Source organism: Asticcacaulis tiandongensis (assembly GCF_006475605.1).
GTDB lineage: Bacteria > Pseudomonadota > Alphaproteobacteria > Caulobacterales > Caulobacteraceae > Asticcacaulis > Asticcacaulis tiandongensis.
The window spans coordinates 379885-402679 of record NZ_ML636837.1 but is presented as its reverse complement, the minus strand read 5'-3'; the positions used below and the strand labels follow the sequence as shown (position 1 = coordinate 402679).

Below are 22795 nucleotides of genomic sequence, written 5' to 3'. Positions count from 1 at the left end.
GGATTCGACCGTAAGGTCTGGGTCTGCTATAGGGGCGCAATCATTCCGTAAAAGGTGTCTTACTCTATGTCCTCATTATTTTGGGATGTCATTGTTGTCGGCGGAGGTCACGCCGGTGCCGAAGCGGCGACTGCTTCGGCTCGTATGGGGGCAAAGACTCTTTTACTGACGCATCGCTTTGAGACTCTGGGCGAGATGTCCTGTAATCCGGCCATTGGTGGGTTAGGGAAGGGGCATCTGGTACGCGAGATAGATGCCCTTGATGGCGTAATGGGCCGGATGGCTGACATCGGCGGTATTCAGTTCAAAATGCTCAATCGTTCCAAAGGTCCAGCTGTGCGCGGCCCAAGAGCGCAGATTGACCGTAAGCGTTATCGTGAAGCCATGCAGGCTGAATTGTCTCAGACTGAAAATCTGAGCATTATCGAAGCGGCTGTCGAAGACCTGATCCTAGAGGGCAATCAGGTGATTGGTGTCATCGATGCCAAGGGTACAGAATATCGCTCAAAAGCAACCGTCCTGACGACCGGTACTTTTCTGAGGGGTATTATCCATATCGGCGAAAAACGTATCGCCGCTGGCCGAATGGGCGATGAGCCGGCTAACGGCTTAGGGCAAAAGCTTTATGACCTGAAGCTCGATATGGGACGTCTGAAAACTGGCACGCCTGCACGTCTCGATGGCAAAACGATCAAATGGGACATTCTCGAATCCCAGGAAGGCGATCAACCGCCTGTACCATTTTCAACTCTGACCACCCGTATTGATCGGCCGCAGATTAAATGCGGCATCACCTATACGAACGCTGAAACCCACCGTATTATTAATGACCGCCTGACGGAGTCAGCTGTCTATGGTGGTTACTTGTCGGGCCGCGGTCCACGTTATTGCCCGTCCATTGAAGATAAGGTTGTACGCTTTTCCGATAAGGACAGTCATCAGGTCTTTCTGGAACCTGAGGGCTATGACGATGATACGGTTTATCCGAACGGCATTTCGACCTCGGTTTCCGAAGCGACTCAAGAGGCCTTCCTCCGCACTATTCGGGGTTTGGAAGAGGTGGTCATCAAGCGTTTTGGTTACGCTATTGAATATGACTATGTTGATCCGCGTGAGCTTTATCCAACACTGGAGCTGAAAAAGCTTCCGGGCTTGTTTCTTGCCGGTCAGATTAATGGCACCACCGGATATGAAGAGGCGGGGGCGCAGGGTCTGATGGCTGGTCTCAATGCCGCTGCACACGCGGGTGGCTATAGTCCGGTCATACTTGGGCGTGATGAGGCCTATATCGGGGTAATGATTGATGATCTGGTGACCAAGGGAGTGACCGAACCCTATCGTATGTTCACCAGTCGGGCCGAATTCCGTTTGATGCTACGGGCGGATAATGCCGATCAGCGTTTGTCAGATATTGGTTTGAAATTGGGTATCCTGAGCGAAACACGCAAGATGCACTGGCTTGCCAAGAAAGAGGCGCTGGCTCAGGCCCGTCAGCTGGCTCAAGAACTGAAAATTACACCGAATGAAGCCGTTGCTTATGGCATCCACGTTAATGCTGACGGGCAAAAGCGTAATATGATGCAGCTGCTATCCTATGATAGTTGCTATCGCCAAAAGCTTGAAGCCATATGGCCGCAAATCCGTGATTGGTCAGAGTCTATCTTTGAACAGGTACATACGGACGCCATATATGCAGGCTATCTCGTGCGGCAAAAAACTGAGATTGAAGCGTTCCGTAAAGATGAAAACCTGAGCTTACCTGAGGACATCGACTATGCCTCCATTGGGGGACTGTCGAATGAGATACGTGAAAAACTGATACGTGTGCGCCCAGTCACCCTGGGTCAGGCCAATCGTATCGAAGGTATGACGGCGGGTGCGCTGACAACCCTGTTGCACTATGTCCGTAATCGGAAATCAGCTGTAGCATGAATAATTTTGATGAAACCGTCCCCATGACGGCGCAGGAAATGGCTGCACAGCTAGTGTTTCACGTGAAACAGGAAGCGCTTCAGGAGCTTCATCAGTTTCACATGTTGTTGTCTGAACGCAATGAGGTGATGAATCTGGTAGGTCCAGCCACTTTACCCAACTATTGGTCACGTCATGTCCTTGATAGTGCGCAGTTGTTGAACCATGCGCCTAAGGCAAGGCGCTGGGCTGATCTTGGGGCGGGGGCTGGTTTCCCCGGTGTGGTATTGGCTATGCTTTTGAAGCATATGTCAGATGCACAAGAGACGGCAGGTCACGTTTATCTGGTGGACTCTTTGCAGAAACGCTGTCGCTTTTTGAGCGAGATTGTGCAAAAGTTTCAGTTGCCGGCAACGGTCATCAATGAGCGGGCGGAAAAGGTTTCACTAAACGTAGATATCGTTACCGCGCGAGCAATGGCGCCTTTGCCGAAGCTGCTGGGCTATGCTGAAACCTTTTTTGCCAGAGGCGCTGAGGGCTGGTTTCTCAAGGGTGAGAACATAGAGGCCGAACTCACAGAGGCACGCAAACAGTGGCGATTTGAGGCGGACAGTTTTACATCCCTGAGCGATAAACGGGGACATGTGGTACATATTCGGAGCGTGCGTCGTGTCAAATAATTCTTCTCAGCTCACGAAACCTTTGCCGCGGGTGCTTGCGGTTGCCAACCAGAAGGGTGGAGTGGGTAAAACCACAACGGCCATTAATCTTGGCACAGCTCTGGCGGCGGTCGGCGAGACGGTTCTGCTGATCGATATGGACCCACAGGGCAATGCCTCAACGGGACTGGGTGTGCCGAAATCGGCCCGTACCACGACCATTTATGATGTGATCGTCGATCAGAAATCTATCGATGACTCTGCCATAAAAACCTCTGTGCCGGGTTTGTCTATTCTGCCGTCCGATCCCGATCTGTCGGGGGTTGAAATTGAGCTTAGTCAGGCTGACCGCAGGTCATACCGACTGCGTGACGCCATCGAAAACCAGAGCCGCGAAGGCAGCGTAAACTATAGTTATATCCTCATTGACTGCCCGCCCTCACTGAATCTCTTGACCGTCAATGCCATGAGCGCCGCAGACGCAGTGCTGGTGCCCTTGCAATGTGAGTTTTTTGCACTTGAAGGCCTTAGTCAGCTTATGCGCACCATTGATCTGGTGCGTGGCAGCCTGAACCCTCAGCTTGAACTTCAGGGCATTGTTCTGACCATGTTCGACCGTCGTAATGCTCTGTCGGGACACGTGGCCAATGATGTGCGCAGCCACTTTGGCGACAAGGTATATGAGACAGTCATACCGCGTAATGTTCGGGTGTCCGAAGCCCCTTCCTTTGGTAAGCCTGCTCTGATCTATGATCTGAAATGTACCGGATCGCAGGCCTATCTGAAGCTGGCACGTGAACTGGTTTCACGTGAAAAGCAGCGCCGCGAAATGCACGCTGCCTGAACATCTTTCCCTGAATAAAAACGGATATAGCTATGTCGGAAAAACAAAGAGGTTTGGGCCGTGGTTTGTCGGCTCTTTTAGGGGACAATCAGGCCAATATTCCGGATATGCCTGAAGCTGCTGAATTTCGCGCCCAAAGCCTTGAAAAGCCGATTGAGTTATTAAAGCCTAATCCTGATCAGCCGCGCCGCCTGTTTTCAGAAGCTGAAATAGATGATCTCGCCGCGTCTATTCGTGAGAAGGGTGTTCTTCAGCCGATACTGGTACGACCGGTTGGACAGGGTTTTCAGATCATTGCCGGTGAACGTCGCTGGCGGGCCTCACAGAAGGCGGGTCTTAAAACCGTTCCGGTGCTGGTGCGTGAACTGGATGATCTTGAGGTGCTGGAAATCGGTATCATCGAGAATGTTCAGCGCGAAGACCTTAATCCTATCGAAGAGGCGCGTGCCTATCGCGCGCTGATGGAGCGTTTCGGCCGTACACAGGATGCCGTCGCGCAAGTGGTTTCAAAATCCCGTAGCCATGTCGCCAATACGCTGCGCCTGCTGGCCTTGTCTGAAACCATTCAGGATCATGTGCTACATGGGCGTTTGACCAGTGGGCATGCGCGGGCCATTGCCACAGCCGATAATGCCGAAGAATTGGCCGAATTGATCATACAGAAGGGTCTGTCTGTACGGCAGGCCGAGGCGCTGTCGCGTGATAGTCAGAGTGGATCTGCGACAAAATCGGCTCGCGCCAAGTCACAGCCTAATGCTGATACGCAGGCGCTGGAACAGGACTTACAGGAAATTTTGGGTCTGAATGTTAAGCTGGATGATCGCGGCGGTAAGGGCGAACTGCGCCTGAGCTACGCTAATCTCGAACAGCTTGATGATCTGTGTCGCCGTCTGATGCAGGCTTAAAGACCCAGTCTTTTCGCGCGTCCGGCAATGCTCATATAGAGTCGTTCAGCGATAAGAAGATCAGGCATTCCGGTCGTCTTGCACAGCTTATCGGTATCAATAAGTTCTTTGGACAGGCCGTCGATCAGATGGTCTGACCAGTTGCGCGCCTGTCGCAGAAACTCGGCTTCCTGTTTCCAGAATACACCGGCAGCTTTTGCGGCCTGTTTGGCGTCTATGCCCTTTTGAATCTGTGCCTGTATAAGTCTGAGCTTGATAAGATGTGCGTTCAGGGCGCGTAACGCGTCAATCCCGCTTTCACCTTCGGCAAAAGCGCGGCGTAAACCGGCCTGAGCCGGAGCCATTTTGGCACCAAAGGCCTCAAGAGCCGCCTGATAGAGCGAGGCTTCGGGCTCAACGCCCAGAAAATCCTGTAACTCTTTGGCATCCAGCGTCTTTTTAGACCCTGGCCCGATAAACAGGCACAGGCGCTCGATTTCCTGACGCGCTACGCCACGCTCACGCGGTAAGCGGTTGGCAAACATATCCATTGCGTCAGGGGTGAGGGCGACTTCATTTTTCGCCAGAGTTTCCCGTGCCATGCGAATAACGTCGCCAGTTTCATCTTCGTAGCAGGCAATCGACGTCATGGCCTTATCGGCGTCAGCCAGCCGCCTGATGGCAGAATCTGTCCCGAGACCACCGGCCTCAATTAAAAAAAAAGTATCTGAATGGGTGCTGCCCCCAAGATGGCTTTTAAGTGCTGCAGCGACCGCCTTATCCAGTGAGGCCTTTTCGGAGAAGAACTTCAGGCGCACCAGTCGACGCCCGCCCATTAAAGACTGTGCCTGGAGTTCATCCTCAAGGCGCACCGGATCGGCATCAATATCAGAATCGGTCAACAGCGAGACGTTAAACGGGTCTTTCGGGTCAGCGACTATCCGTCGTGCCAGAATATCGCCGCGCTCAATGACCTGACCGCGATCCTTACCGTAAATCAGGCATGCGCAGATATCCGCAGGCGGTTGCTTAAGAAAGGCTTCAATTTCAGGCCGCTTGACCAGCTTCATGACGGGATAAGGACTATTGCTGACCGTGGAAATAAAGCGCCAGTTCGGAATGAATGCGATCAGCGACACTTATGGCCGCGCGTTCCTGACCGTCCTTCTGGGCCACGACTCCGACATAAGGCGATTGATTGGATGTGTCGTAAGTCGTTGTATCCACGAAGTTTCCACGGGTAATGACCCGACGTGTTTTAATATCTGTCAACGTATAGGTAACGGCGTTTGAAATTTCGGCACGAACGGCTGTATCATCGACCTGAAGGCCGACATCATAGCGTCTTTCGCGCAGGGTAACGGTCAGGCGGTAGAGTTTGGGTTCGGATTCATTGATATTGAGCGTGGTGACAAGCCGGTTACGCACAAAGTAACCGGTGCGCGTCTCAGGGGTCACCAGATCTATATGCGCCAGTTTCAGCCCAAGATCTTTTTGTGCATAGATAGGGGTGAACCCGCACGCCGTCAGTCCGGTAAGGGCCGTAAGACCAGCCATGAAACCCAGCAGATGACGGCGTTGAAGGCGGCGCATGATTTATCCTACGACAAAGTTGAGGATACGGTTCGGAACGACGATGACCTTACGAACGGTAACGCCCTCAAGATGTCGCTTAACGGTTTCATCTTCAAGTGCCATTTGACGGATTTCATCTTCGCTGGCGCCTATTCGTACCGAAAGTTCACCACGTTTCTTGCCATTGACCTGCACAGGCAGGACGTAAACATCGTCCTGAGCCAGAGCCGGATCAAATGCTGGCCAGTCCGCTTCGGCGATCAGGCTCTCATATCCCAGGCGCGCCCAGCCTTCTTCGGCCAGATGCGGGGTAATGGGGGCGATCAGGCCCGCCAGAATGGTCAGGGCCTCACGACGGGCGTCAGTACCGGTTTTGGCGATGTCAGAGGCGCGCAGTGTGTTGACGAATTCATAAAGCTTGGCGATGGCCGAGTTAAAACGGAAGGCTTCAAAGCCTTCGGTAACGGCCTTGATGGCCTTATGAGCGGCTTTGCGTAGCTCGAGTGCCGCAGCCTCGTCTGTGGCGGCCACATCGCCCTCAGGCAGGCGGTCAAATTCCGCCCAGACATTCGACGTAAAGCGCCATGAGCCTTCAACACCGCCGGTCGTCCATTGCACATCGCGTTCAGGCGGTGAGTTGGACAATACAAACAGGCGCGCCGCGTCAACGCCATAGGTCTGGAAGATGTCTTCAGGGGCGACGACGTTTTTCTTCGATTTCGACATTTTTTCAATGTCGCCAATCTTCAGGTCTTCGCCGGTCGACAAACGTACGGCCTTACGCTTATCACCTTCGGTAGTGATATCGACATCTGACGGATCAACCCATTCCCCACCGGGTGCCTTATAGGTTTCATGTGTCAGCATGCCTTGCGTAAACAGACCAGCAAAGGGTTCTTTGACACTCAAATAGCCGCAGGTGTGCAGGGCGCGGGTAATGAAGCGCGAATAGAGCAGGTGCAGGATGGCGTGTTCAATCCCACCAATATACTGATCAACCGGCAGCCAGTAATCAGCGGCGGCCTTATCGATCGGCTGATTGGAATGTGGCGAGGTGAAGCGCGCAAAATACCAAGAGGAGTCGACGAAGGTATCCAGCGTATCGGTTTCCCGACGTGCGGCCTTGTTACAGGTTGGACAGTTAACATGCTTCCAGGTCGGATGACGATCCAGCGGATTGCCCGGCACGTCGAAGGTCACATCCTCAGGCAGGCTTACCGGCAACTGATCGTCAGGTACGGGTACGACCCCGCAATCGTCACAATGGATGACAGGGATCGGACACCCCCAATAGCGCTGACGCGAAACCCCCCAGTCTCGCAGACGATAGATCGTCGCGCCCTGACCGGCATCTGCGGCTTCGATACGGGCAATGGCCTCTGCCTTGGCGGCTTCGATGTCTAAACCGTTGAGGAAGTCAGAATTGAATAGCGTCCCAAGACCGGTATAGGCTTCGTTTTCAACCTTAAAGCTATCGTCGGCATTAGGCGGCAGAACCACTTCAACGACCGGCAGATCATATTTACGGGCGAAATCGAGATCGCGCTGATCGTGGGCTGGACAGCCGAAGATCGCGCCGGTGCCATAGTCCATCAGAATGAAATTGGCGATCCAGACATCAAGAGTCTCACCGGCCTTGAACGGATGGGCGACCTTGAGACCGGTATTGAAACCCAGCTTTTCACCGGTATCGATTTCTTCCTGAGTGGTGCCGCCTTTTTTAACTTCGGCCAGAAATGCCTCAAGCTCAGGGGTTTGCGGCAGGGATTTAACCAGCGGATGGTCGGCGGCAATACCGACAAAGCCTGCACCAAACAGGGTATCCGGACGAGTGGTATAGACCTCAAGGCCGTCTGAAAACCCTTCAGGGGCTTGATCTGCAAAGGCAAATTTAAACTTCAGCCCTTTGGACCGCCCGATCCAGTTCGACTGCATCAGACGCACCTTGTCCGGCCAGCGGTCAAGCGTTTCAAGCCCTTCGGTCAGATCATCCGCATACTGAGTGATCTTCAGGAACCACTGGGTCAGCTTTTTCTTTTCGACCAGAGCGCCTGAGCGCCAGCCGCGACCGTCAATGACCTGCTCGTTGGCCAGAACCGTATTATCGACCGGATCCCAGTTGACGGTGCTTTCTTTGCGGTACACCAGATCATGCTTAAGGAGGTCGAGAAACCACTTTTGTTGCTGGCCGTAATAGGTGGTGTCACAGGTGGCAAATTCACGCGACCAGTCAATCGAAAGTCCCAGTTGCTGCAATTGGGCGCGCATATTGGCGATATTGTCATAGGTCCAGCCCTTGGGATGGATGCCACGCTCCATGGCGGCGTTTTCTGCCGGCATACCGAAGGCATCCCACCCCATAGGGTGCAGAACATTGAAACCGCGCGCGCGTTTAAAACGCGCTACCAGATCGCCCATGGCATAGTTGCGCACATGGCCCATATGGATGCGACCCGATGGATAGGGAAACATCTCCAGAACGTAGTATTTTGGCCTGTCACCGGCTTCAGAAGGCGAGCGTGTGCGGAAGACGTTGGCGTCATCCCATCTTTTGCGCTGGCGAGGTTCGGTTTCTTTTGGATTGTAACGTGACATTCAGGAACAGGCCGGGATACGGGTTAAAACTGAAAAAGAGCGCCAGAGCCGACGGGCCCTGAGCGCTCCTTTTAAAACAAAGGGTAAAATCCGTAAAAGTACGGACTTAGTTACGGACATCCGAAAGACGCAACTGACGGGCGCGGGTCAGGATGGCGTTTTCAATATCGATCTGAGTTTGAGCGGTGACGGCGGTGTCCACCCACTGCCCGCCATTATTGACTTGCTTATAGAGCGACACATTCAGTGCATCAGCGCGCAGGCGCGTATCGAGAATATAGATGGTGGCCTTGAAGCGCTCATCAGGCTTTTCAGGGTTGGCATACCATTCAGTAATGATCGTGCCGCCCCAGGGATCAGCCGAAGCCAAAGGCATGAAGGAAATCGTATCCAGCGAAGCGCGCCACAGATAGGCGTTTACGCCAATACCGGCATCGGCATTCGTATTCGTGCTTTTGCTGCCGCCAAAACCAAACAAACCGGAGCGCGGTGCATCGGTTAGCGTTGTGTCGCTCTTCTGGCCGAAGCCGAGGCATCCCCCAAGGCTCAGGGCCAGGGCCGCAACGCCCATAGTCAGCACAGCCTTAACCGTCTTCGTCATAGAGTGATCGCTCCGCAAAAAATCTTTATATCTGCGCCATATATGGCCGTTCATACGTACCGGAATGCTCTATAGCACGCCCAAGCGGGGGTCTGACAAGAGATTCATTTAGCCTTGCTCGCATCAAATTGAGACACTTATGGGGCAAAAGGGTCGTCTCTGTGATATTGAGCGTGACCATTTGAACACAATAAATGCGCGAAATTGACGGATGAGGCAAAATTCGTTCAATTAATTTGACGTAATCCCGTAATCCGTCTTAATCGGAAATTGACATATCAAAGCCAGATTAACGGCATAAGATATGCGGGCTGCGGAGGAAACGGGTTGTCGACGGTACATAAAACCGTAACATTACCTATATAATGCGCATGCCCTGACTATTAAGCGCTTCTGTTGTGAAGCGGTCATAAAGACGAAGCAAGTTGTTGGTGTGATGAAAAAGATTGTGTCATTAATAGCGCCGGTTGCGGCTCTGGCGATTGCCGGAAGCGCTCTGCCTGCCTATGCGCAATCAAATAAAACCACACGAGCAACCGAAGCCTCATCACCGGCAGCAGCCCTTAGCCTGACGACGGGCGCAGGTACGCAAAAAGATTCCGGTAATGCCAGCCCAACCAACAAGATTTACCAATGGTCTCTGAAAGGCCGCTGGGGTCTTAAGCTGGATGTCACCGAAGAAGAGTCCCGCCCAAGTGGCTGGAATGATGTCGATGCTGGTGCCTTCTATAAGATTTCACCGTCTGTCCGCGTCGGCGGTACGGTCGGTTTCGGTGAAAAGACTAAGGGCCTTCAGCCCAAGGATCCGGTTGGCGAAGAAAAGCAGCCGCGCGTGCGTCTGGAAACCACCTTTAAATTCTAAGGTTTAAACGCGTCGATTGCCCCAAAGCCGGACAGACCGCTTTGACTCAATAAATGCGCGTTATCGGCTGTAATCCCCCCTAGACCCATTACCGGCACAGGACTTAAGGCACAGACCTCTTCTATGCCTTTCAGACCCAATGCCGGTTTGCCGACCGCTGACAGACTGTGGCTTGGAAAGACAGGTGAAACGAAAATCGCATCAAGGGCGGTGATCTCGGTCTGTTTTAAGGCCTCAGCCTTATGGCAGGCACCGGTCAGACATAAGGCCGGATAAAGCGTGCGCAGGTTTACCGCATCTTTAAGATGACTTTCCGACAGATGCATGCCTGCTGCCCCAACTTCAAGCGCCAGTTCCGCATCATTGCCGATCAAGAGATAAAGGTTCTTTTCCTTTGCCAGCCCATGCAGGACACGGGCGTGTGCCGGCGCATGCCGGTCACCGAAATGGCGATAGACGATGGCCGATCCTTCGGGCAGATGCGCGGCGATGTCTTCGGGATGAGGGGTGCGGACGGGATCTGTAAAGAAATACAGGCACGGCAAATCAGCGCGGGGGCTGGACATATGGGCGTGGCGGGCTATGTCTTTGGCGCGGTTCATTAAAAAAGCGAAACGGGTTTTATATGTCATCTCAGCAACCTGCGACAGACTCCGCTGCCAATTATGCGCGCATTGTTCGTGATATGCAAAAAGCTTTGCGTCAGAGCGGACGCGGCGCGGAGGCGGCACGTCTGACGGCGGTTTCTAAAAACCAGCCCTGGGAGGTGATTGAACCGGTGCTCAAAGCCGGTCAGCGCCAGTTTGGTGAAAATCGCGTTCAGGAAGCCATGCAGCGCTGGGGTGAGGTGCGGGGTGATTATGCTGATCTTGATCTGCGTTTGATCGGCCCGCTGCAAAGTAACAAGGCCGCCGAAGCTGTAGGCTTTTTTGACTGTATCGAAAGCGTCGATCGGGAAAAGATTGCCCGTGCCATTGCTGATGAAGCCCAGAAACAGGGGCGCTGCCCACGGCTCTTTATTCAGGTGAATATTGGCGAAGAGGTGCAAAAGACCGGTATCCTGCCTCAGGACGCTGATGGGTTTATCAAAACCGTGCAGACCGATTTTGCGCTTAAAATTGAAGGCCTTATGTGCATTCCGCCGGTTGAGGGGCCACGCGGGCCTTATTTTGCCCTGTTACGTAAGATTGCCGAACGCAATGGCCTTAGGGCCTTAAGCATGGGCATGAGCGATGATTTCAAGACCGCCATCACCTTCGGGGCAACAGAAATCCGGGTGGGTACCGCGATTTTCGGTTACAGATAAAACCGTTACCGCGTAATGCGATTGACCTGTCGGCTGATGATCTCAAGACTCCAGTCGTCGGGTAAGACCTTAAGTGCGGCCGCGGATGCCTTGTTAGGTGCGCCTGGCACACAGATGGCGCGATTGGCTTCGCAGGCCTGATAGCCTTCACGTGCCACCTCGTCAGCCCCCATCCACATCCAGTCCGGCACATTGGCGCTGATTTTCGCGCGCGAACCATTGACGTCGTGGAATTCGGAATAGGTGAAACCGGGGCACAGAGCGGTGACGTGCACACCATGATCTCGGGTTTCAAGATGTAGGGACTGCGAAAAAGTCGTCAGATAGGCCTTGGCGGGCGCATAGAGGGTGGTTGACGGCGAAGCGGGCAAATAGGATGCCAATGACGAGACATTAAGAATCCGACCGAATTTCTGACCAATCATGTCCGGCAGGACGCGATGCGCCAACTGTGTAGGGGCCAGCATCAGAACCTGCATAAAGGCCTGATGGGTCTCAAAGGCATTACCGACAAAGCCGTCATGCAGGCCGTAACCGGCATTATTGATCAGTCCGTCTACGGTGCGACCGAGACCAGCAACAAAGGCCAGTATCTTATCGACTGACGCCGGATCAGCCAGATCAGCGACAACCGTATGGGCCTCTACGCCAAAGCGCAGGCGAATTTCCTCACTGAGCTTTTCCAGCCGCTCCTGACGGCGAGCGGTCAGAACTACGTCCCAGCCGTTTGATGCATAGATGCGTGCCAGTGCCAGACCTATACCGCTTGAGGCACCGGTGATGAGGGCAAGTCGTCGCATGTGATGAGCCGTTTCTGGTTATCTGTCAGTATTTTGGATCAGCCAACACGATAAGCGTTTCAATGGCAAGCGCTTTATATCTGGCTTATCAGATCAGCCACGGTGATTTTAGACAGGGCCTCGACCGCGGCGGTGTCGGCGCTTTTCATGGCCAGACTAACGGCCTTGGGGATGGCCTGACCGACGGGACAGCCCTTGGCCCCTGCCGGTGTGCTGCCAAGATGCGCGCAACCGTCAACCGCGCGCAGGACCTGATCAAGCGTAATGGTTTCAGCGGGTCGCAAAAGCCATGTACCACCTGAGACGCCTGAGCAGGTAGCGACAAAACCGGCCTTGGCCAGTTGTGTCGTCATGCGCCGGATAACCACGGGATTGGTCGGTATAGAGGATGCCAGAACCGAGCTTGAGACCGCCTGCTCACGCGCATAGGCGCCCCTGTGCGCCAGATAGGCGAGGGTATGTGCCGCTACGGGAAATTTCTGACTGTCTGACATATCGGTTTATTGTTAAGGTATTTTGATGAGCATTCCTAGGGGCAGGTCACATCCGTCACAGCTTTGAGGTTGAAACCCCCTATAAATGGGCGTATGGAGCGCCGCGTTCAAGCGAAGACCCCGTTGATATCCTGTGTGTCTGGTCTTCAGGAGAGTTTATATGACTGGCGTTACCCCTGATACGCCCCCTAATGCGCCTGAAGTTTCGTCGGCAGCGGACCTCATAGATGGCGCCAGCGCTCCGACCCCTCCCCATCAGCCCCCTCACGGTACCCATAAATCCGGTGGTGCCGGATTCTGGGTGCTGGCGTTTGGGTCTATGGGGGTGGTGTTTGGTGACATTGGCACCAGTCCGCTCTATGCCTTCAAGGAAGCCCTGCATATTGCGGCCACAGACGGCGTGACGCGTGCCGAAATCCTTGGCGTCGTGTCTCTGGCGCTGTGGGCGCTGATACTGGTTGTGACGGTGAAATATGTCTTTTTCATCATGCGCGCCGACAATAATGGTGAAGGCGGCGTCCTGTCATTGATGGCTCTGGCGCAACGGGCACTGGGCAAACGGACACGCATTATTTTTATTCTGGGGGTCATAGGGGCGGCTCTGTTCTATGGCGATGCGGTTATTACACCGGCCATGTCCGTTATGGCGGCTGTTGAGGGCCTGAGAACCATTCCGGCGCTTGAACATGCTATTAATGGTCAGGTCGTGCTGCTGATTGCCGGTGCCTTGCTGATTTCTCTGTTTATGATCCAAAGCCGTGGCACCGCCAAGGTGGGCTTCTTTTTCGCACCGGTCTGCATTCTGTGGTTTGCGATAATGGGGGCTTTAGGGGTCTATAAGCTGATTGATCAGCCGCAAATCCTTCTGGCGTTTAATCCCTATTATGCCGTGAAGTTTCTGGCCGAACATAGTCTGGCTGGTTTTCTGGTCATGGGGGCGGTGTTTCTGACCGTCACCGGGGCCGAAGCTCTGACCATGGATATGGGTCATTTCGGACGCTGGCCGATTCAGGCGGCCTGGACGTTCTTTGTCCTGCCTTGTCTGGTGCTGAACTATCTGGGGCAGGGGGCCTTTGCCTTTGACGTCCTGATCCAGTCTGAACTCAGTGGCATTGCCTTTGAGGAACGAAACTGGTTCTTTGAAATGGCACCACTGTCCTTGCGCTTACCTCTGGTTCTGTTTGCCGGTCTGGCGACTGTGGTTGCGTCACAGGCAGTGATTACCGGTGCCTTTTCCCTGACGCAGCAGGCCATTCAGCTGGGTCTGTTACCACGCCTTACGGTGTTGCGGACTTCCGAAACACAGTCGGGTCAAATTTATGTGCCGCAGCTCAATACCATGCTGCTGGTCGGTGTTCTGGTGGTCATGGTCGGGTTCCAGACATCCTCAGCTCTGGCCCATGCCTATGGGCTGGCGGTCTGTGGCACCATGGCGGTGACTACCCTGATGGCGGTTATTGTCATGCGCCAGATGTGGAAATGGAACTGGGCAAAGGTACTGGCCTTTATGATTCCGTTCCTGCTGCTGGATATGGCCTTCCTGACGGCCAATTCGTTGCGCTTTTTCTCTGGTGGCTGGTTACCGATCCTGATTGGCGCAGGCCTGTTCACCATTATGGCGACATGGGTGCGTGGCTCGCAAATCCTGTTTGACAAGGCGCGTAAAGAGAGTGTCCTGCTTACCGATCTGGTGGAAATGCTCAAAAGCCGTCCCCCCCACAGGGTTGCGGGTACGGCCATTTTCCTGACCTCGGATTCTGAGGCGGCACCGGTGGCTCTGATGCACAACCTTAAACACAATAAGGTGCTGCATGAGAAAAACATTATCCTGTCGGTCAAGACGCTCAATGTGCCGCGCGTACATGAATCCGAGCGCGTAATGATTGAGCGTCTGGATGAGGATTTCAAAAAGGTCAGCATCAATTACGGCTTTATGGAAAGCCCGAACCTGCCAAAGGCATTAGGCCTATGCCGCAAGCAGGGACTGAAATTCGACATCATGGCCACCAGCTTCTTCCTCGGGCGGCGTTCTGTGGTACCGGCGGCCAATTCCGGTATGCCTCTGTGGCAGGACAAGCTGTTTATTTTCCTGATGCGTAATGCCGCCAATCCGACGGACTTCTTCCATATTCCGCCGGGCCGCGTGGTTGAGATGGGGACGCAGGTATCGGTATAGGCGGTCATAGTTTTACCGAATTATGCCTTAGGATACGGAGCATGCGGAGGGATTTGGCATGAGCAGATGGCGCGGTCGCCTGATAGGGCTTGGGGTGCTTGTGGTTATGGTCGGTGGTGTCGTCTGTTATGATGTTTACCGCGCCCAGACCGTGGCCAGAGACGTTATCCGTCACGCTGAAGCGGGCCGAACGTCGGAGCTGTCTGCCCTCATCAAATCCAGCGCCATAACCGATCGTCTGTATCGTGACAGTGAGGGGCTGATCGAAGCGCCGGTGCTTACGGTTCAGGAAAGCGCCCCGAAAAAGGGCGTGTTTAAAAACCTGTGGGACAAGAGCAAAAACCTTGTCGGTATGGGCGATGAGGTGGCGCCGGTTGTCGAAGCCTCTGCACCGCTTGATCTGCATTTGTGTGCCCAGACATTAGGGGAGCCCAAGGGTTTTTCGACCCTGATCCGTTCCCTGAAGCCTGAACCGGTGACCTCCGGTTTCAAGCCTGATCCGCGCATCCATTATGGCGCGCTCAACACCCGTCAGTACCTGATCCGGCAGAATGGTAAAGACTCCCACTATCTGATGATTTCGCGTACCAACCTGCTCGATTGGCAAGTCACTGGTGTGCGCCTGAGCGAAAATGTCCGTAAGCAGATCACGCGCACCTGTCTGGGTGTGATTTAGGCTTTTCCAAGAGGGGCGTGGCGGTTTAGATAGCCTATGACTGAAACCCTGTTTGCGCCTTCACCCCGTTCTGTCGAATCCGGCCTGTACATTGTCGCCACGCCGATTGGCAATCTGAGGGATATTACCTTGCGGGCGCTCGATGTGCTCAGGGCCGCAGATATTATCCTGTGTGAGGATACGCGGGTGACGGGCAAGCTTTTGTCGGCCTATGACCTTAAAAAACCCCTCCTCAGGTACGATGATCATGCGGGGCCGCGTGTTATACCAGAGGTGGTTGAACGCCTGAAAGGCGGGGCGGTGGTGGCGCAGGTATCGGATGCCGGAACGCCGCTGATTTCTGATCCCGGATTTCGTCTGGTCAATGCAGCGCTTGAGGCTGGCGCAAAGGTACACCCGCTTCCCGGCGCGTCGGCCGTGATGGCGGCGCTGTGTCTGGCCGGTCTACCTACGGACCGCTTCATGTTTGCCGGTTTTGTCCCGAATAAATCGGCGGCACGTCAGACCTTCTTCAGCGACTTTCAGCATCTGGCGGCGACGGTGGTGATGTTTGAAACCGGCCCACGCCTGAATGACAGCCTGAAGGACATGTTCACCGTTCTCGGTGACCGTGAAGCGGCAGTGTGTCGGGAACTGACCAAGCTTTATGAAACCTGTGTGCGCGGGCGTCTAAGTGAACTGGTGACCAATCCGGCACTTATGGAACCAAAGGGGGAAATTGTTGTCCTGATCGGCCCGGCCGAAGCTTCTGTACCATCTGAAAACGATCTGGAAGAGGCTCTGAAAGCCGCCCTTACCGATATGCCGCCGTCCGAGGCAGCGGCCAAAATCGCCGCGCGTTTCAACCTCCCGCGTAAAGATGTCTATAAACGCGCTTTGGAACTGAAGGCATGAAGAGCCGTTCTGCGACAGGTCTTAAGGCCCACAGGCGCGGACATTTCAGCGAATATATCGCACTTCTTCACCTGATGCTCAAAGGTTACCGGATTCTGGGGTTTCGCCTGAAAACACCGGAAGCCGAGATTGATATTCTGGCCCAGAAGGGCAAGCGCCTTGCGGTGATTGAGGTCAAACAGCGCCGAAGTGTTCTCGAAGCGCTTCATGCCACCGGACCGGTACAACAGGCACGTTTACGGCAGGCGGCGCTAAAGCTGATTGAGCGACGCGGGAATTTGCGCAAATTCGACCTTGAGATCGATCTCTATGTGCTGCCGAAACGCGGCTGGCCCAGGCATATTCGCAATATCTTTCATGAGGGTGTGTAAACTTACCCCTTGTGTCGGCAGGCTTCGGGGCTACATATAAAATCTCTCCGGTTGGAATAAGAAAGTTGCCTCATGTCGCTACGCGTTGCCGTTCAGATGGACCCAATCGAAAAGATCAATATCGCCGGAGATACAACCTTTTTACTCATGTTGGCGGCGCAGGCACGCGGACACCAGTTGTGGGCCTATGATCCTCAGCATCTGTCGCTTGAAGACGGTAAGGTTTTTGCGCGGGCACGTCAGGTAAGTTTGCGCAATATTCAGGGCGACCATGTCACCGCCGGTGAATTTGAAACGCTCAATCTCGGTGAAGATATCGATGTCGTGCTGATGCGTCAGGACCCGCCGTTTGATATCGCCTATATTACCGCCACCTATATCCTTGAGACCATTCACCCGAAAACCCTTGTGGTCAATGATCCAGCCGCTGTGCGCGACAGTCCGGAAAAGCTTTTTGCCACGCGTTTTGAGGGCGTACAGCCGCCGACCCTGATCAGTGCCGATCCGGTCGCTTTGCGTGATTTTCATGCGCGCCATGGTGACGTAATCCTTAAGCCGCTGCATGGGGCAGCGGGATCAGGTATTATCAAATTGACGGCGGGCGACCGTAATCTCGATGCCCTGATTGAGCTTCATGCCTCCATCAGCCGCGAACCTCTGGTGCTGCAAAAATATATTCCCGCCGTATCTCAAGGCGATAAACGCATCATTCTGGTGGACGGTGAGGTGGTCGGTGTGATCAACCGTGTACCGGAAAAAGATGCGGTACGTTCTAACCTGCGGGTAGGGGGTACGGCTGTGCCGACGACCCTGACCGAGCGTGATCTGGAAATCTGCGCCAAGGTCGGGCCGGTATTGCGCGAAAAAGGATTGATGTTCGTCGGGTTGGATGTGATCGGCGACTATCTCACCGAGATTAATGTGACCTCGCCAACCGGTGCCGTTCAGCTTAAGACCTTTGAAAATATCGACGCGGGTGAACATCTCTGGCAAGCGATAGAACAGAAATTATCCACAAATAAGGCATAGAATTAAAAGGAAAAAATCCTGATAATTTGACAATTGCGGCGATGTTATCAGAGTGTGATCACATAAGATCGCCATCCGTTCTAATTTTGTTCTTGATTTGTCTTTTTTCTCTCGCTAGCTTGTGGATAATAACACGGGTGGATTATCTAAGCGGGGGGAAGCCATTATGCCGGCGCGCATCACGACCATTGCCTTTGAGGGGGCGGAAGCGCATCGCGTAGAAGCCGAGGTGCAGCTTACCTCCGGTAATATTGCCTTTGTTGTTGTGGGTCTGGGCGATAAGGCCGTGGCCGAAAGCCGTGAGCGGGTGCGCGGGGCCTTTGCCGGTATGGGCCTGAGCCTTCCCGGCAAACGCATTGTAGTCAATCTGTCACCCGCTGATCTGCCCAAGGAAGGGTCGCATTACGACCTGCCTATTGCCTTAGCACTTATGGTGGAGATGGGGCTGATTCCTCAGGATGCCCTGAGCGGCTATGTCTGTGTCGGTGAACTGAAGCTCGATGGCCAGATTGCACCGGTTTGCGGCGCCTTACCTGCTGCCATTGCGGCGTCTGGTTTTGGCATGGGCCTGATTTGTCCCGAGGCTAATGGCTCAGAGGCGGCATGGGCAGGTGATATATCCATTCTGGCCCCCAAATCTCTGATTGCCCTGATCAATCACTTCAAAGGCCATGCGCCATTGAATCCGCCGTTGGCGGGCGAAGTTATTACGCCGGCGCACACACCCGACCTTAAGGAAGTCAAAGGGCAGGAGATGGCCAAACGGGCGCTCGAAATTGCCGCCGCCGGTGGGCATAACCTGTTGTTTGTCGGCCCTCCCGGATCAGGAAAATCGATGATGGCCCAGAGGTTGCCTGGAATATTACCCCCCCTAACCGCTGCGGAGCTGCTTGAAACCTCTCAGGTATGGTCAATGGCAGGCCTGCTGCAAAAAGGCGAATTGACGCGTGAGCGACCGTTTCGTGCCCCGCATCATTCCGCCAGTATGGCCGCCCTGACCGGTGGGGGTTTACGCGCCCGACCGGGTGAGGTGTCTTTAGCGCACAACGGAGTACTCTTCCTGGATGAGCTTCCGGAATATGCCCCCCAAGCCTTGGATGCGCTACGCCAACCCCTTGAAACACATGAAGTTATTGTCGCCCGCGCCAATCATCATGTCCGCTATCCGGCACGGGTGCAGCTTGTTGCGGCGATGAACCCCTGCCGTTGCGGTATGGGCGGCGTAGGCAAGGGGGCCTGCGGTAAAGCCCCAAAATGCCAGCGCGATTATCAGGGCCGTGTGTCCGGCCCAATGATGGACCGCATTGATCTGCAAATCGATGTGCCGCCGGTAACTGTGGCTGATATGGCCTTACCGTCTCCTGCCGAAGGTTCAGCCGAGGTTGCGGCACGGGTCGCGGCGGCGCGAAGCCTTCAGGCGGAACGTGCGAACGCTCTGGGGTTAGGGGTTTCACAGGCGATTAATGCGACGGCGTCGGGTTCAGCACTGGAACGCATCGCGCCTCTGGATGAGGCCGCCAAAACGCTTCTGATGCAGGCGGCTCAACAATCGGGTCTTAGTGCGCGGGGCTGGACACGCTGTGTACGTCTGGCGCGTACTATTGCTGACCTTGAAAGCGCTCTGAGCGGAGAGGCGACGCCGATTTTACGACGCCATATAGCCGAGGCCCTGATTTATCGTCGCGCCACGACTAAAGAGGGCATGGATAATAACAAAATACCGCATAGCCTGTCGGCTTCGTGAGCGGCTTATTAATGTTTTTCGTTTAAAACAAGGCCTCTCAGATACAGACAGAGATCAGAATGTCCTCTTCGGTAACGCCCATAAATGCTGAGACTGCAAACGCCCAGATGACGCTGGATAATCTGCGGGCGCGTGAAGATTTCTTTAAACTGATGAGCCATGAAATCCGCACGCCGCTCAATGGTGTGCTGGGTATGTTGTCGCTGCTAACACGCACACATCTGACGGATGAACAAAAAGCCTATCTGGGGACGGCGCAGGAATCCGGCGAACACCTGATGACGCTGGTGAATGATCTTCTGGATTATGCGCGCATTGAGGCGGGTCATATTAATCTTGAGACACATACGGTCAGATTGGAGCCGCTTCTGCAAAGTGTGGCGGAGTTGCTCTCGCCCCGCGCCTATCAGAACGGCATTGAAATTGTCTGGCGGCTGGATCCGAAGCTTGATTCCATTCAGGCGGATGAGGGCCGGTTACGCCAGATTCTGTTCAATCTAGCCGGAAATGCCATCAAATTTACCCGCAGTGGTGGGGTTATCATTGATGTCGCCCTGACAGCCGAAGGTCTGATCCGCTTTGGGGTGCGCGATACAGGCGAGGGTATTCCTGCCGAGGCCCGTGAGCGTATTTTTGAAGCCTTTGGTCAGGTTCATTCCTCTCATGCCACGCAATATGGTGGGGCGGGGCTTGGGCTTGTGGTGGTGAAAAAGCTGGTGGAAGCCATGCAGGCGACCCTGCACCTAAGCAGCGAACCGGGGGTGGGTTCACATTTTACCGTCGAATTTCGAGCACCCTATAGTTTGCGACCTCGAAATACCTTAGAGGCTCTGCCTGAAGCTGTGACCCTGTTGACCGATAATCCGGTTCTTATCGCAGGTGTAAATACCCATCTGGAGCGCGATCACGCGCCCATCAGCCTTGTGCAGAGTCTCACCAATTGGGGCAAGGATTCCCCTACGGTTTTACTGGCTGACCGCAGAAGTCTGACTGAGCCTGTGCCTGCACCTAACCGGCGAAGCCTGATCTTGCTGGCCCCTGAACAGCGTGATGAGATTACGCAATGGCGCGAAATGGGCTGGGCCGGATATCTCATTAAACCGCTGCGAAGGGTCTCAGTTCAGGAGCGGGTCACGGCTCTGTCGAAGGCCAGGCTGAAACCGGACAGTGAAGATGAGCGGGTGACCGAAACGACACTCAAGGATGTTCGTGCGCTTCTGGTTGAGGACAATCCGGTCAATGCCATGCTGGCGCAGATATTGTTACAACGTGAAGGCTGTCAGGTCGAACGCGCCTCATCGGGTGAGGAAGCGATAGATATCCTTAAGGTGCAGAGTTTTGACCTTGTGTTTATGGACTTAGGCCTGCCGGGTCTTGATGGGATTGGCACAACGCGTAAATTAAGGGCTTCGGGACTTAAAACGCCGGTTATCGCCTTAACGGCCAATGCCTATGAAGAAGACCGTCGGGCCTGTCTGGCGGCAGGCATGAATGATTTTCTGACCAAACCCATCGAAGTGGTAAGCTTACGGCAGCACATTGCCCGCTGGTGCGGTAACCGTGCCAAGCCCCATTGTCAAAGTGCGTGAATAACCGATAGATAGGCTGTCCGGTTGACAGCTATCAGGGTTTTACATGTCAGATTCCGCCCCAGACTCTACCTCAGGGGATACGCCTAAGGTTTCACGCCGCGACCGGCTGAAACCGTTTTTCCAGCGTCCGGCGCTGGTGATGATCCTCTTGGGATTCTCCTCAGGTCTTCCTCTGTCCCTGATTTTTGATACGCTTTCGGTCTGGCTCAGGTCAGAGAACCTGTCCCTGACGGCGATCAGCTATTTCTCGCTGGTCACTTTTGTCTATAGCCTGAAATTTGTCTGGGCGCCGGTGCTGGATCGTGTGGGTTTACCCGGCCTGACACGCATGATCGGGCACCGGCGGGGCTGGATTCTCCTGAGCCAGATAGTGATCATTCTGGGCTTATGGGGCATATCGAGCCTTAATCCGCAGCAGCATCTGGCGTGGATGGCGCTGGTGGCGGTGATTATCGGTCTGGCGGGGGCGACGCAGGATATTGTTATTGACGCCTGGCGCATTGAAACCGCCGGAGATTCCGAAGCCCGCCAAGGGGTTATGGCGACCATGCATGCCTGGGGCGCGCGCGTTGCGCCCTTTGTCTCGGGCATTGTGCCGCTGATGCTTGCCGACACCTTGGGGTGGGGATTTGCCTATGCTCTGATGGCGGCGCTTATGGGGTTAGGGGTCATTGGTGTGTTATTGGCGCCTAAGGAAGCCGAGCACAGGGTTCGCCCTATCGAATATGGCGATGCACCGAAAAATCCACCACTGGAAGCCCTCGAATGGGCTGGTCGTCTGGCGATCATGCTTCTGGCCATCTGCCTTTTAGGGGCGGGGTTGACGGCAAATATCGACCTTTTTAAGGGATTTTTTGGTACAGAAGAGACGTTTTTGGCGGCCAAAAGTGTCTGGACAAGTCGCGAAACCGGCATCTTTTTGCAGTTTCCGGCTGTGGCGGTCGGGCTGGGATTGATGGCTCTGGCCTGTATCCCCCTACCCGGAAAACTGACTCGTCCCGGTGCCTATCTGCGCCAGACCTTTGTGGTGCCTATCCTCGCCTTTTTCCAGCGTTACGACAATCTGGCCTGGCTGATACTGGCGACGATCTGTGTGTATCGCGTGGCTGATTTCCTTCTGAATGTGAACGGGGCTTTTTACGTCGATCTGGGTTTTGAACTGCCGGTTATTGCCGAGGTGCGCAAAATCTTTGGTGTCGTCATGACCATGGCCGGTGTCGGGCTTGGGGGGTATCTCATGGCCCGTTTCGGCATGAAGGTATCCTTAATTGTCGGTGCGGTGGTCGGGGCCTTGTCAAATATGGGATATGCCTGGCTGGCGACGCAGGGCAATGATGCTCTGGCCTTTGCCATTGCGCTCGGGATCGATAATGCGTCAGGCGGTCTCGCCGGTACAGTGCTTATTGCCTATATGTCGTCGCTGATTTCCAAAGGATATGCGGCGCAACAATACGCCCTGTTTACTTCACTCTATGCCTTGCCGGGCAAGCTGTTGTCGTCACAGTCAGGCAAGATTATCGAAGTTACGGCACAGGGCGCGGATTCCGGCGGTATAGCTTCGGGCCTGAAGGGGCTATTTGCGGGTTTACCCGCCATATCCTTTGCCGACGGAGCGCAAAGTCTGGGGGTCAGTCGCGAAGCCCTTGGGGCGGGCTATGTGTTGTTCTTTACCTATACCAGCCTGATTGGTGTCATAGCCGTGGCGCTCTGTCTGTGGCTGATTGCCCGACAGAAAGCGGTTGACCTTAAGATTAAGGCTGAGATCTGAAACAAAAGGCGCCT

General features: G+C 54.4%; 21 protein-coding genes. 14 read left to right on the top strand and 7 right to left on the bottom strand.

Annotated features, from left to right (window positions below; all coding sequences use genetic code 11):
- The first annotated feature begins 66 nt into the window (after positions 1 to 66).
- Genes mnmG through E5201_RS01805 form a run of 4 tightly spaced genes read left to right on the top strand, consistent with a single transcriptional unit; the run spans position 67 to position 4319 of the window.
- The gene (gene mnmG, locus E5201_RS01820) at positions 67 to 1932 is read left to right on the top strand and encodes a tRNA uridine-5-carboxymethylaminomethyl(34) synthesis enzyme MnmG (RefSeq protein WP_140984286.1); all 1866 of its coding nucleotides are present in this window, start codon (positions 67 to 69) and stop codon (positions 1930 to 1932) included.
- Entirely contained in the window at positions 1929 to 2591 is a 663-nt protein-coding gene (gene rsmG, locus E5201_RS01815; RefSeq protein ID WP_342774698.1) for a 16S rRNA (guanine(527)-N(7))-methyltransferase RsmG, read from the top strand. Before mnmG ends, rsmG begins: the two co-directional genes overlap by 4 nt.
- Positions 2554 to 3414, top strand: a complete 861-nt coding sequence (locus tag E5201_RS01810) for a ParA family protein (RefSeq protein WP_140984285.1) — start codon at positions 2554 to 2556, stop codon at positions 3412 to 3414. Before rsmG ends, E5201_RS01810 begins: the two co-directional genes overlap by 38 nt.
- 32 nt (positions 3415 to 3446) lie before the next feature.
- The gene (locus E5201_RS01805) at positions 3447 to 4319 is read left to right on the top strand and encodes a ParB/RepB/Spo0J family partition protein (RefSeq protein ID WP_140984284.1); all 873 of its coding nucleotides are present in this window, start codon (positions 3447 to 3449) and stop codon (positions 4317 to 4319) included.
- Here the strand turns inward: E5201_RS01805 and holA are convergent.
- The 4 genes from holA to E5201_RS01785 form a co-directional block, all read right to left on the bottom strand.
- Positions 4316 to 5368 carry a DNA polymerase III subunit delta gene (gene holA / locus E5201_RS01800; RefSeq protein ID WP_140984602.1) on the bottom strand — a complete coding sequence of 351 codons (1053 nt, stop codon included), beginning with the start codon at positions 5366 to 5368 and terminating at the stop codon, positions 4316 to 4318. The genes E5201_RS01805 and holA overlap by 4 nt on opposite strands.
- A 13-nt stretch (positions 5369 to 5381) precedes the next feature.
- Complete coding sequence (locus E5201_RS01795; RefSeq protein WP_140984283.1) at positions 5382 to 5891, bottom strand: hypothetical protein; 510 nt, start codon at positions 5889 to 5891, stop codon at positions 5382 to 5384.
- A gap of 3 nt (positions 5892 to 5894) precedes the next feature.
- On the bottom strand, positions 5895 to 8468 hold the full coding sequence (gene leuS, locus E5201_RS01790) for a leucine--tRNA ligase (RefSeq protein WP_140984282.1): 2574 nt from the start codon (positions 8466 to 8468) through the stop codon (positions 5895 to 5897).
- A 106-nt stretch (positions 8469 to 8574) separates the two neighbouring features.
- Positions 8575 to 9069: a DUF3576 domain-containing protein gene (locus E5201_RS01785; RefSeq protein WP_140984281.1), complete on the bottom strand. Its 495-nt coding sequence runs from the start codon at positions 9067 to 9069 to the stop codon at positions 8575 to 8577.
- Positions 9070 to 9505: 436 nt separating this feature from the next.
- Here E5201_RS01785 and E5201_RS01780 point away from each other — a divergent pair, with 436 nt between their 5' ends.
- Positions 9506 to 9931, top strand: coding sequence for an NtrZ family periplasmic regulatory protein (locus E5201_RS01780; RefSeq protein ID WP_246050351.1), 426 nt, complete (start codon positions 9506 to 9508; stop codon positions 9929 to 9931).
- Here E5201_RS01780 and E5201_RS01775 read toward each other — a convergent pair.
- Entirely contained in the window at positions 9928 to 10563 is a 636-nt protein-coding gene (locus tag E5201_RS01775) for a thiamine phosphate synthase (RefSeq protein WP_246050350.1), read from the bottom strand. The two genes, E5201_RS01780 and E5201_RS01775, sit on opposite strands and share 4 nt — an antisense overlap.
- On the opposite strand from E5201_RS01775, the gene E5201_RS01770 reads away from it, so the two are divergent.
- Positions 10557 to 11237 carry a YggS family pyridoxal phosphate-dependent enzyme gene (locus E5201_RS01770; RefSeq protein ID WP_140984280.1) on the top strand — a complete coding sequence of 227 codons (681 nt, stop codon included), beginning with the start codon at positions 10557 to 10559 and terminating at the stop codon, positions 11235 to 11237. The genes E5201_RS01775 and E5201_RS01770 overlap by 7 nt on opposite strands.
- Positions 11238 to 11242: 5 nt before the next feature.
- Here E5201_RS01770 and E5201_RS01765 read toward each other — a convergent pair whose 3' ends face one another.
- Both E5201_RS01765 and E5201_RS01760 read right to left on the bottom strand, forming a co-directional pair.
- Positions 11243 to 12037, bottom strand: a complete 795-nt coding sequence (locus E5201_RS01765; RefSeq protein WP_140984279.1) for an SDR family NAD(P)-dependent oxidoreductase — start codon at positions 12035 to 12037, stop codon at positions 11243 to 11245.
- Between the two features lie 74 nt (positions 12038 to 12111).
- Positions 12112 to 12531 carry an Rrf2 family transcriptional regulator gene (locus tag E5201_RS01760; RefSeq protein WP_140984278.1) on the bottom strand — a complete coding sequence of 140 codons (420 nt, stop codon included), beginning with the start codon at positions 12529 to 12531 and terminating at the stop codon, positions 12112 to 12114.
- A gap of 160 nt (positions 12532 to 12691) precedes the next feature.
- Between E5201_RS01760 and E5201_RS01755 the strand changes: the two genes are divergently transcribed.
- The 8 genes from E5201_RS01755 (at position 12692) to E5201_RS01720 (ending at position 22781) form a co-directional block, all read left to right on the top strand.
- Complete coding sequence (locus E5201_RS01755; protein ID WP_140984277.1) at positions 12692 to 14707, top strand: potassium transporter Kup; 2016 nt, start codon at positions 12692 to 12694, stop codon at positions 14705 to 14707.
- 58 nt (positions 14708 to 14765) lie between these two features.
- A complete protein-coding gene (locus E5201_RS01750) occupies positions 14766 to 15383 on the top strand; it encodes a hypothetical protein (RefSeq protein WP_140984276.1) in 618 nt (205 codons plus the stop codon).
- 36 nt (positions 15384 to 15419) lie between these two features.
- On the top strand, positions 15420 to 16277 hold the full coding sequence (rsmI, locus tag E5201_RS01745) for a 16S rRNA (cytidine(1402)-2'-O)-methyltransferase (protein WP_140984275.1): 858 nt from the start codon (positions 15420 to 15422) through the stop codon (positions 16275 to 16277).
- Entirely contained in the window at positions 16274 to 16648 is a 375-nt protein-coding gene (locus E5201_RS01740; protein WP_140984274.1) for a YraN family protein, read from the top strand. Before rsmI ends, E5201_RS01740 begins: the two co-directional genes overlap by 4 nt.
- A 72-nt stretch (positions 16649 to 16720) precedes the next feature.
- Complete coding sequence (gene gshB, locus E5201_RS01735) at positions 16721 to 17677, top strand: glutathione synthase (RefSeq protein WP_140984273.1); 957 nt, start codon at positions 16721 to 16723, stop codon at positions 17675 to 17677.
- A 166-nt stretch (positions 17678 to 17843) separates the two neighbouring features.
- Positions 17844 to 19421: a YifB family Mg chelatase-like AAA ATPase gene (locus E5201_RS01730; protein WP_140984272.1), complete on the top strand. Its 1578-nt coding sequence runs from the start codon at positions 17844 to 17846 to the stop codon at positions 19419 to 19421.
- 59 nt (positions 19422 to 19480) lie between these two features.
- Positions 19481 to 21010, top strand: coding sequence for a response regulator (locus tag E5201_RS01725; protein WP_140984271.1), 1530 nt, complete (start codon positions 19481 to 19483; stop codon positions 21008 to 21010).
- A 46-nt stretch (positions 21011 to 21056) separates the two neighbouring features.
- A complete protein-coding gene (locus E5201_RS01720) occupies positions 21057 to 22781 on the top strand; it encodes an AmpG family muropeptide MFS transporter (RefSeq protein WP_140984270.1) in 1725 nt (574 codons plus the stop codon).
- Positions 22782 to 22795: the final 14 nt, after the last annotated feature.

Bases quoted from the DNA above. Each gene is read 5' to 3' on its own strand.
- holA (WP_140984602.1), bottom strand. From the start codon at position 5,368: ATGAAGCTGGTCAAGCGGCCTGAAATTGAAGCCTTTCTTAAGCAACCG.
- rsmG (WP_342774698.1), top strand. From the start codon at position 1,929: ATGAATAATTTTGATGAAACCGTCCCCATGACGGCGCAGGAAATGGCT.
- E5201_RS01740 (WP_140984274.1), top strand. From the start codon at position 16,274: ATGAAGAGCCGTTCTGCGACAGGTCTTAAGGCCCACAGGCGCGGACAT.
- E5201_RS01785 (WP_140984281.1), bottom strand. From the start codon at position 9,069: ATGACGAAGACGGTTAAGGCTGTGCTGACTATGGGCGTTGCGGCCCTG.
- mnmG (WP_140984286.1), top strand. From the start codon at position 67: ATGTCCTCATTATTTTGGGATGTCATTGTTGTCGGCGGAGGTCACGCC.
- E5201_RS01725 (WP_140984271.1), top strand. From the start codon at position 19,481: ATGTCCTCTTCGGTAACGCCCATAAATGCTGAGACTGCAAACGCCCAG.
- E5201_RS01750 (WP_140984276.1), top strand. From the start codon at position 14,766: ATGAGCAGATGGCGCGGTCGCCTGATAGGGCTTGGGGTGCTTGTGGTT.
- E5201_RS01780 (WP_246050351.1), top strand. From the start codon at position 9,506: ATGAAAAAGATTGTGTCATTAATAGCGCCGGTTGCGGCTCTGGCGATT.
- gshB (WP_140984273.1), top strand. From the start codon at position 16,721: ATGTCGCTACGCGTTGCCGTTCAGATGGACCCAATCGAAAAGATCAAT.
- E5201_RS01795 (WP_140984283.1), bottom strand. From the start codon at position 5,891: ATGCGCCGCCTTCAACGCCGTCATCTGCTGGGTTTCATGGCTGGTCTT.
- E5201_RS01720 (WP_140984270.1), top strand. From the start codon at position 21,057: ATGTCAGATTCCGCCCCAGACTCTACCTCAGGGGATACGCCTAAGGTT.
- rsmI (WP_140984275.1), top strand. From the start codon at position 15,420: ATGACTGAAACCCTGTTTGCGCCTTCACCCCGTTCTGTCGAATCCGGC.
- E5201_RS01775 (WP_246050350.1), bottom strand. From the start codon at position 10,563: ATGACATATAAAACCCGTTTCGCTTTTTTAATGAACCGCGCCAAAGAC.
- E5201_RS01760 (WP_140984278.1), bottom strand. From the start codon at position 12,531: ATGTCAGACAGTCAGAAATTTCCCGTAGCGGCACATACCCTCGCCTAT.
- E5201_RS01755 (WP_140984277.1), top strand. From the start codon at position 12,692: ATGACTGGCGTTACCCCTGATACGCCCCCTAATGCGCCTGAAGTTTCG.
- E5201_RS01810 (WP_140984285.1), top strand. From the start codon at position 2,554: ATGTGGTACATATTCGGAGCGTGCGTCGTGTCAAATAATTCTTCTCAG.
- E5201_RS01770 (WP_140984280.1), top strand. From the start codon at position 10,557: ATGTCATCTCAGCAACCTGCGACAGACTCCGCTGCCAATTATGCGCGC.
- leuS (WP_140984282.1), bottom strand. From the start codon at position 8,468: ATGTCACGTTACAATCCAAAAGAAACCGAACCTCGCCAGCGCAAAAGA.
- E5201_RS01805 (WP_140984284.1), top strand. From the start codon at position 3,447: ATGTCGGAAAAACAAAGAGGTTTGGGCCGTGGTTTGTCGGCTCTTTTA.
- E5201_RS01730 (WP_140984272.1), top strand. From the start codon at position 17,844: ATGCCGGCGCGCATCACGACCATTGCCTTTGAGGGGGCGGAAGCGCAT.
- E5201_RS01765 (WP_140984279.1), bottom strand. From the start codon at position 12,037: ATGCGACGACTTGCCCTCATCACCGGTGCCTCAAGCGGTATAGGTCTG.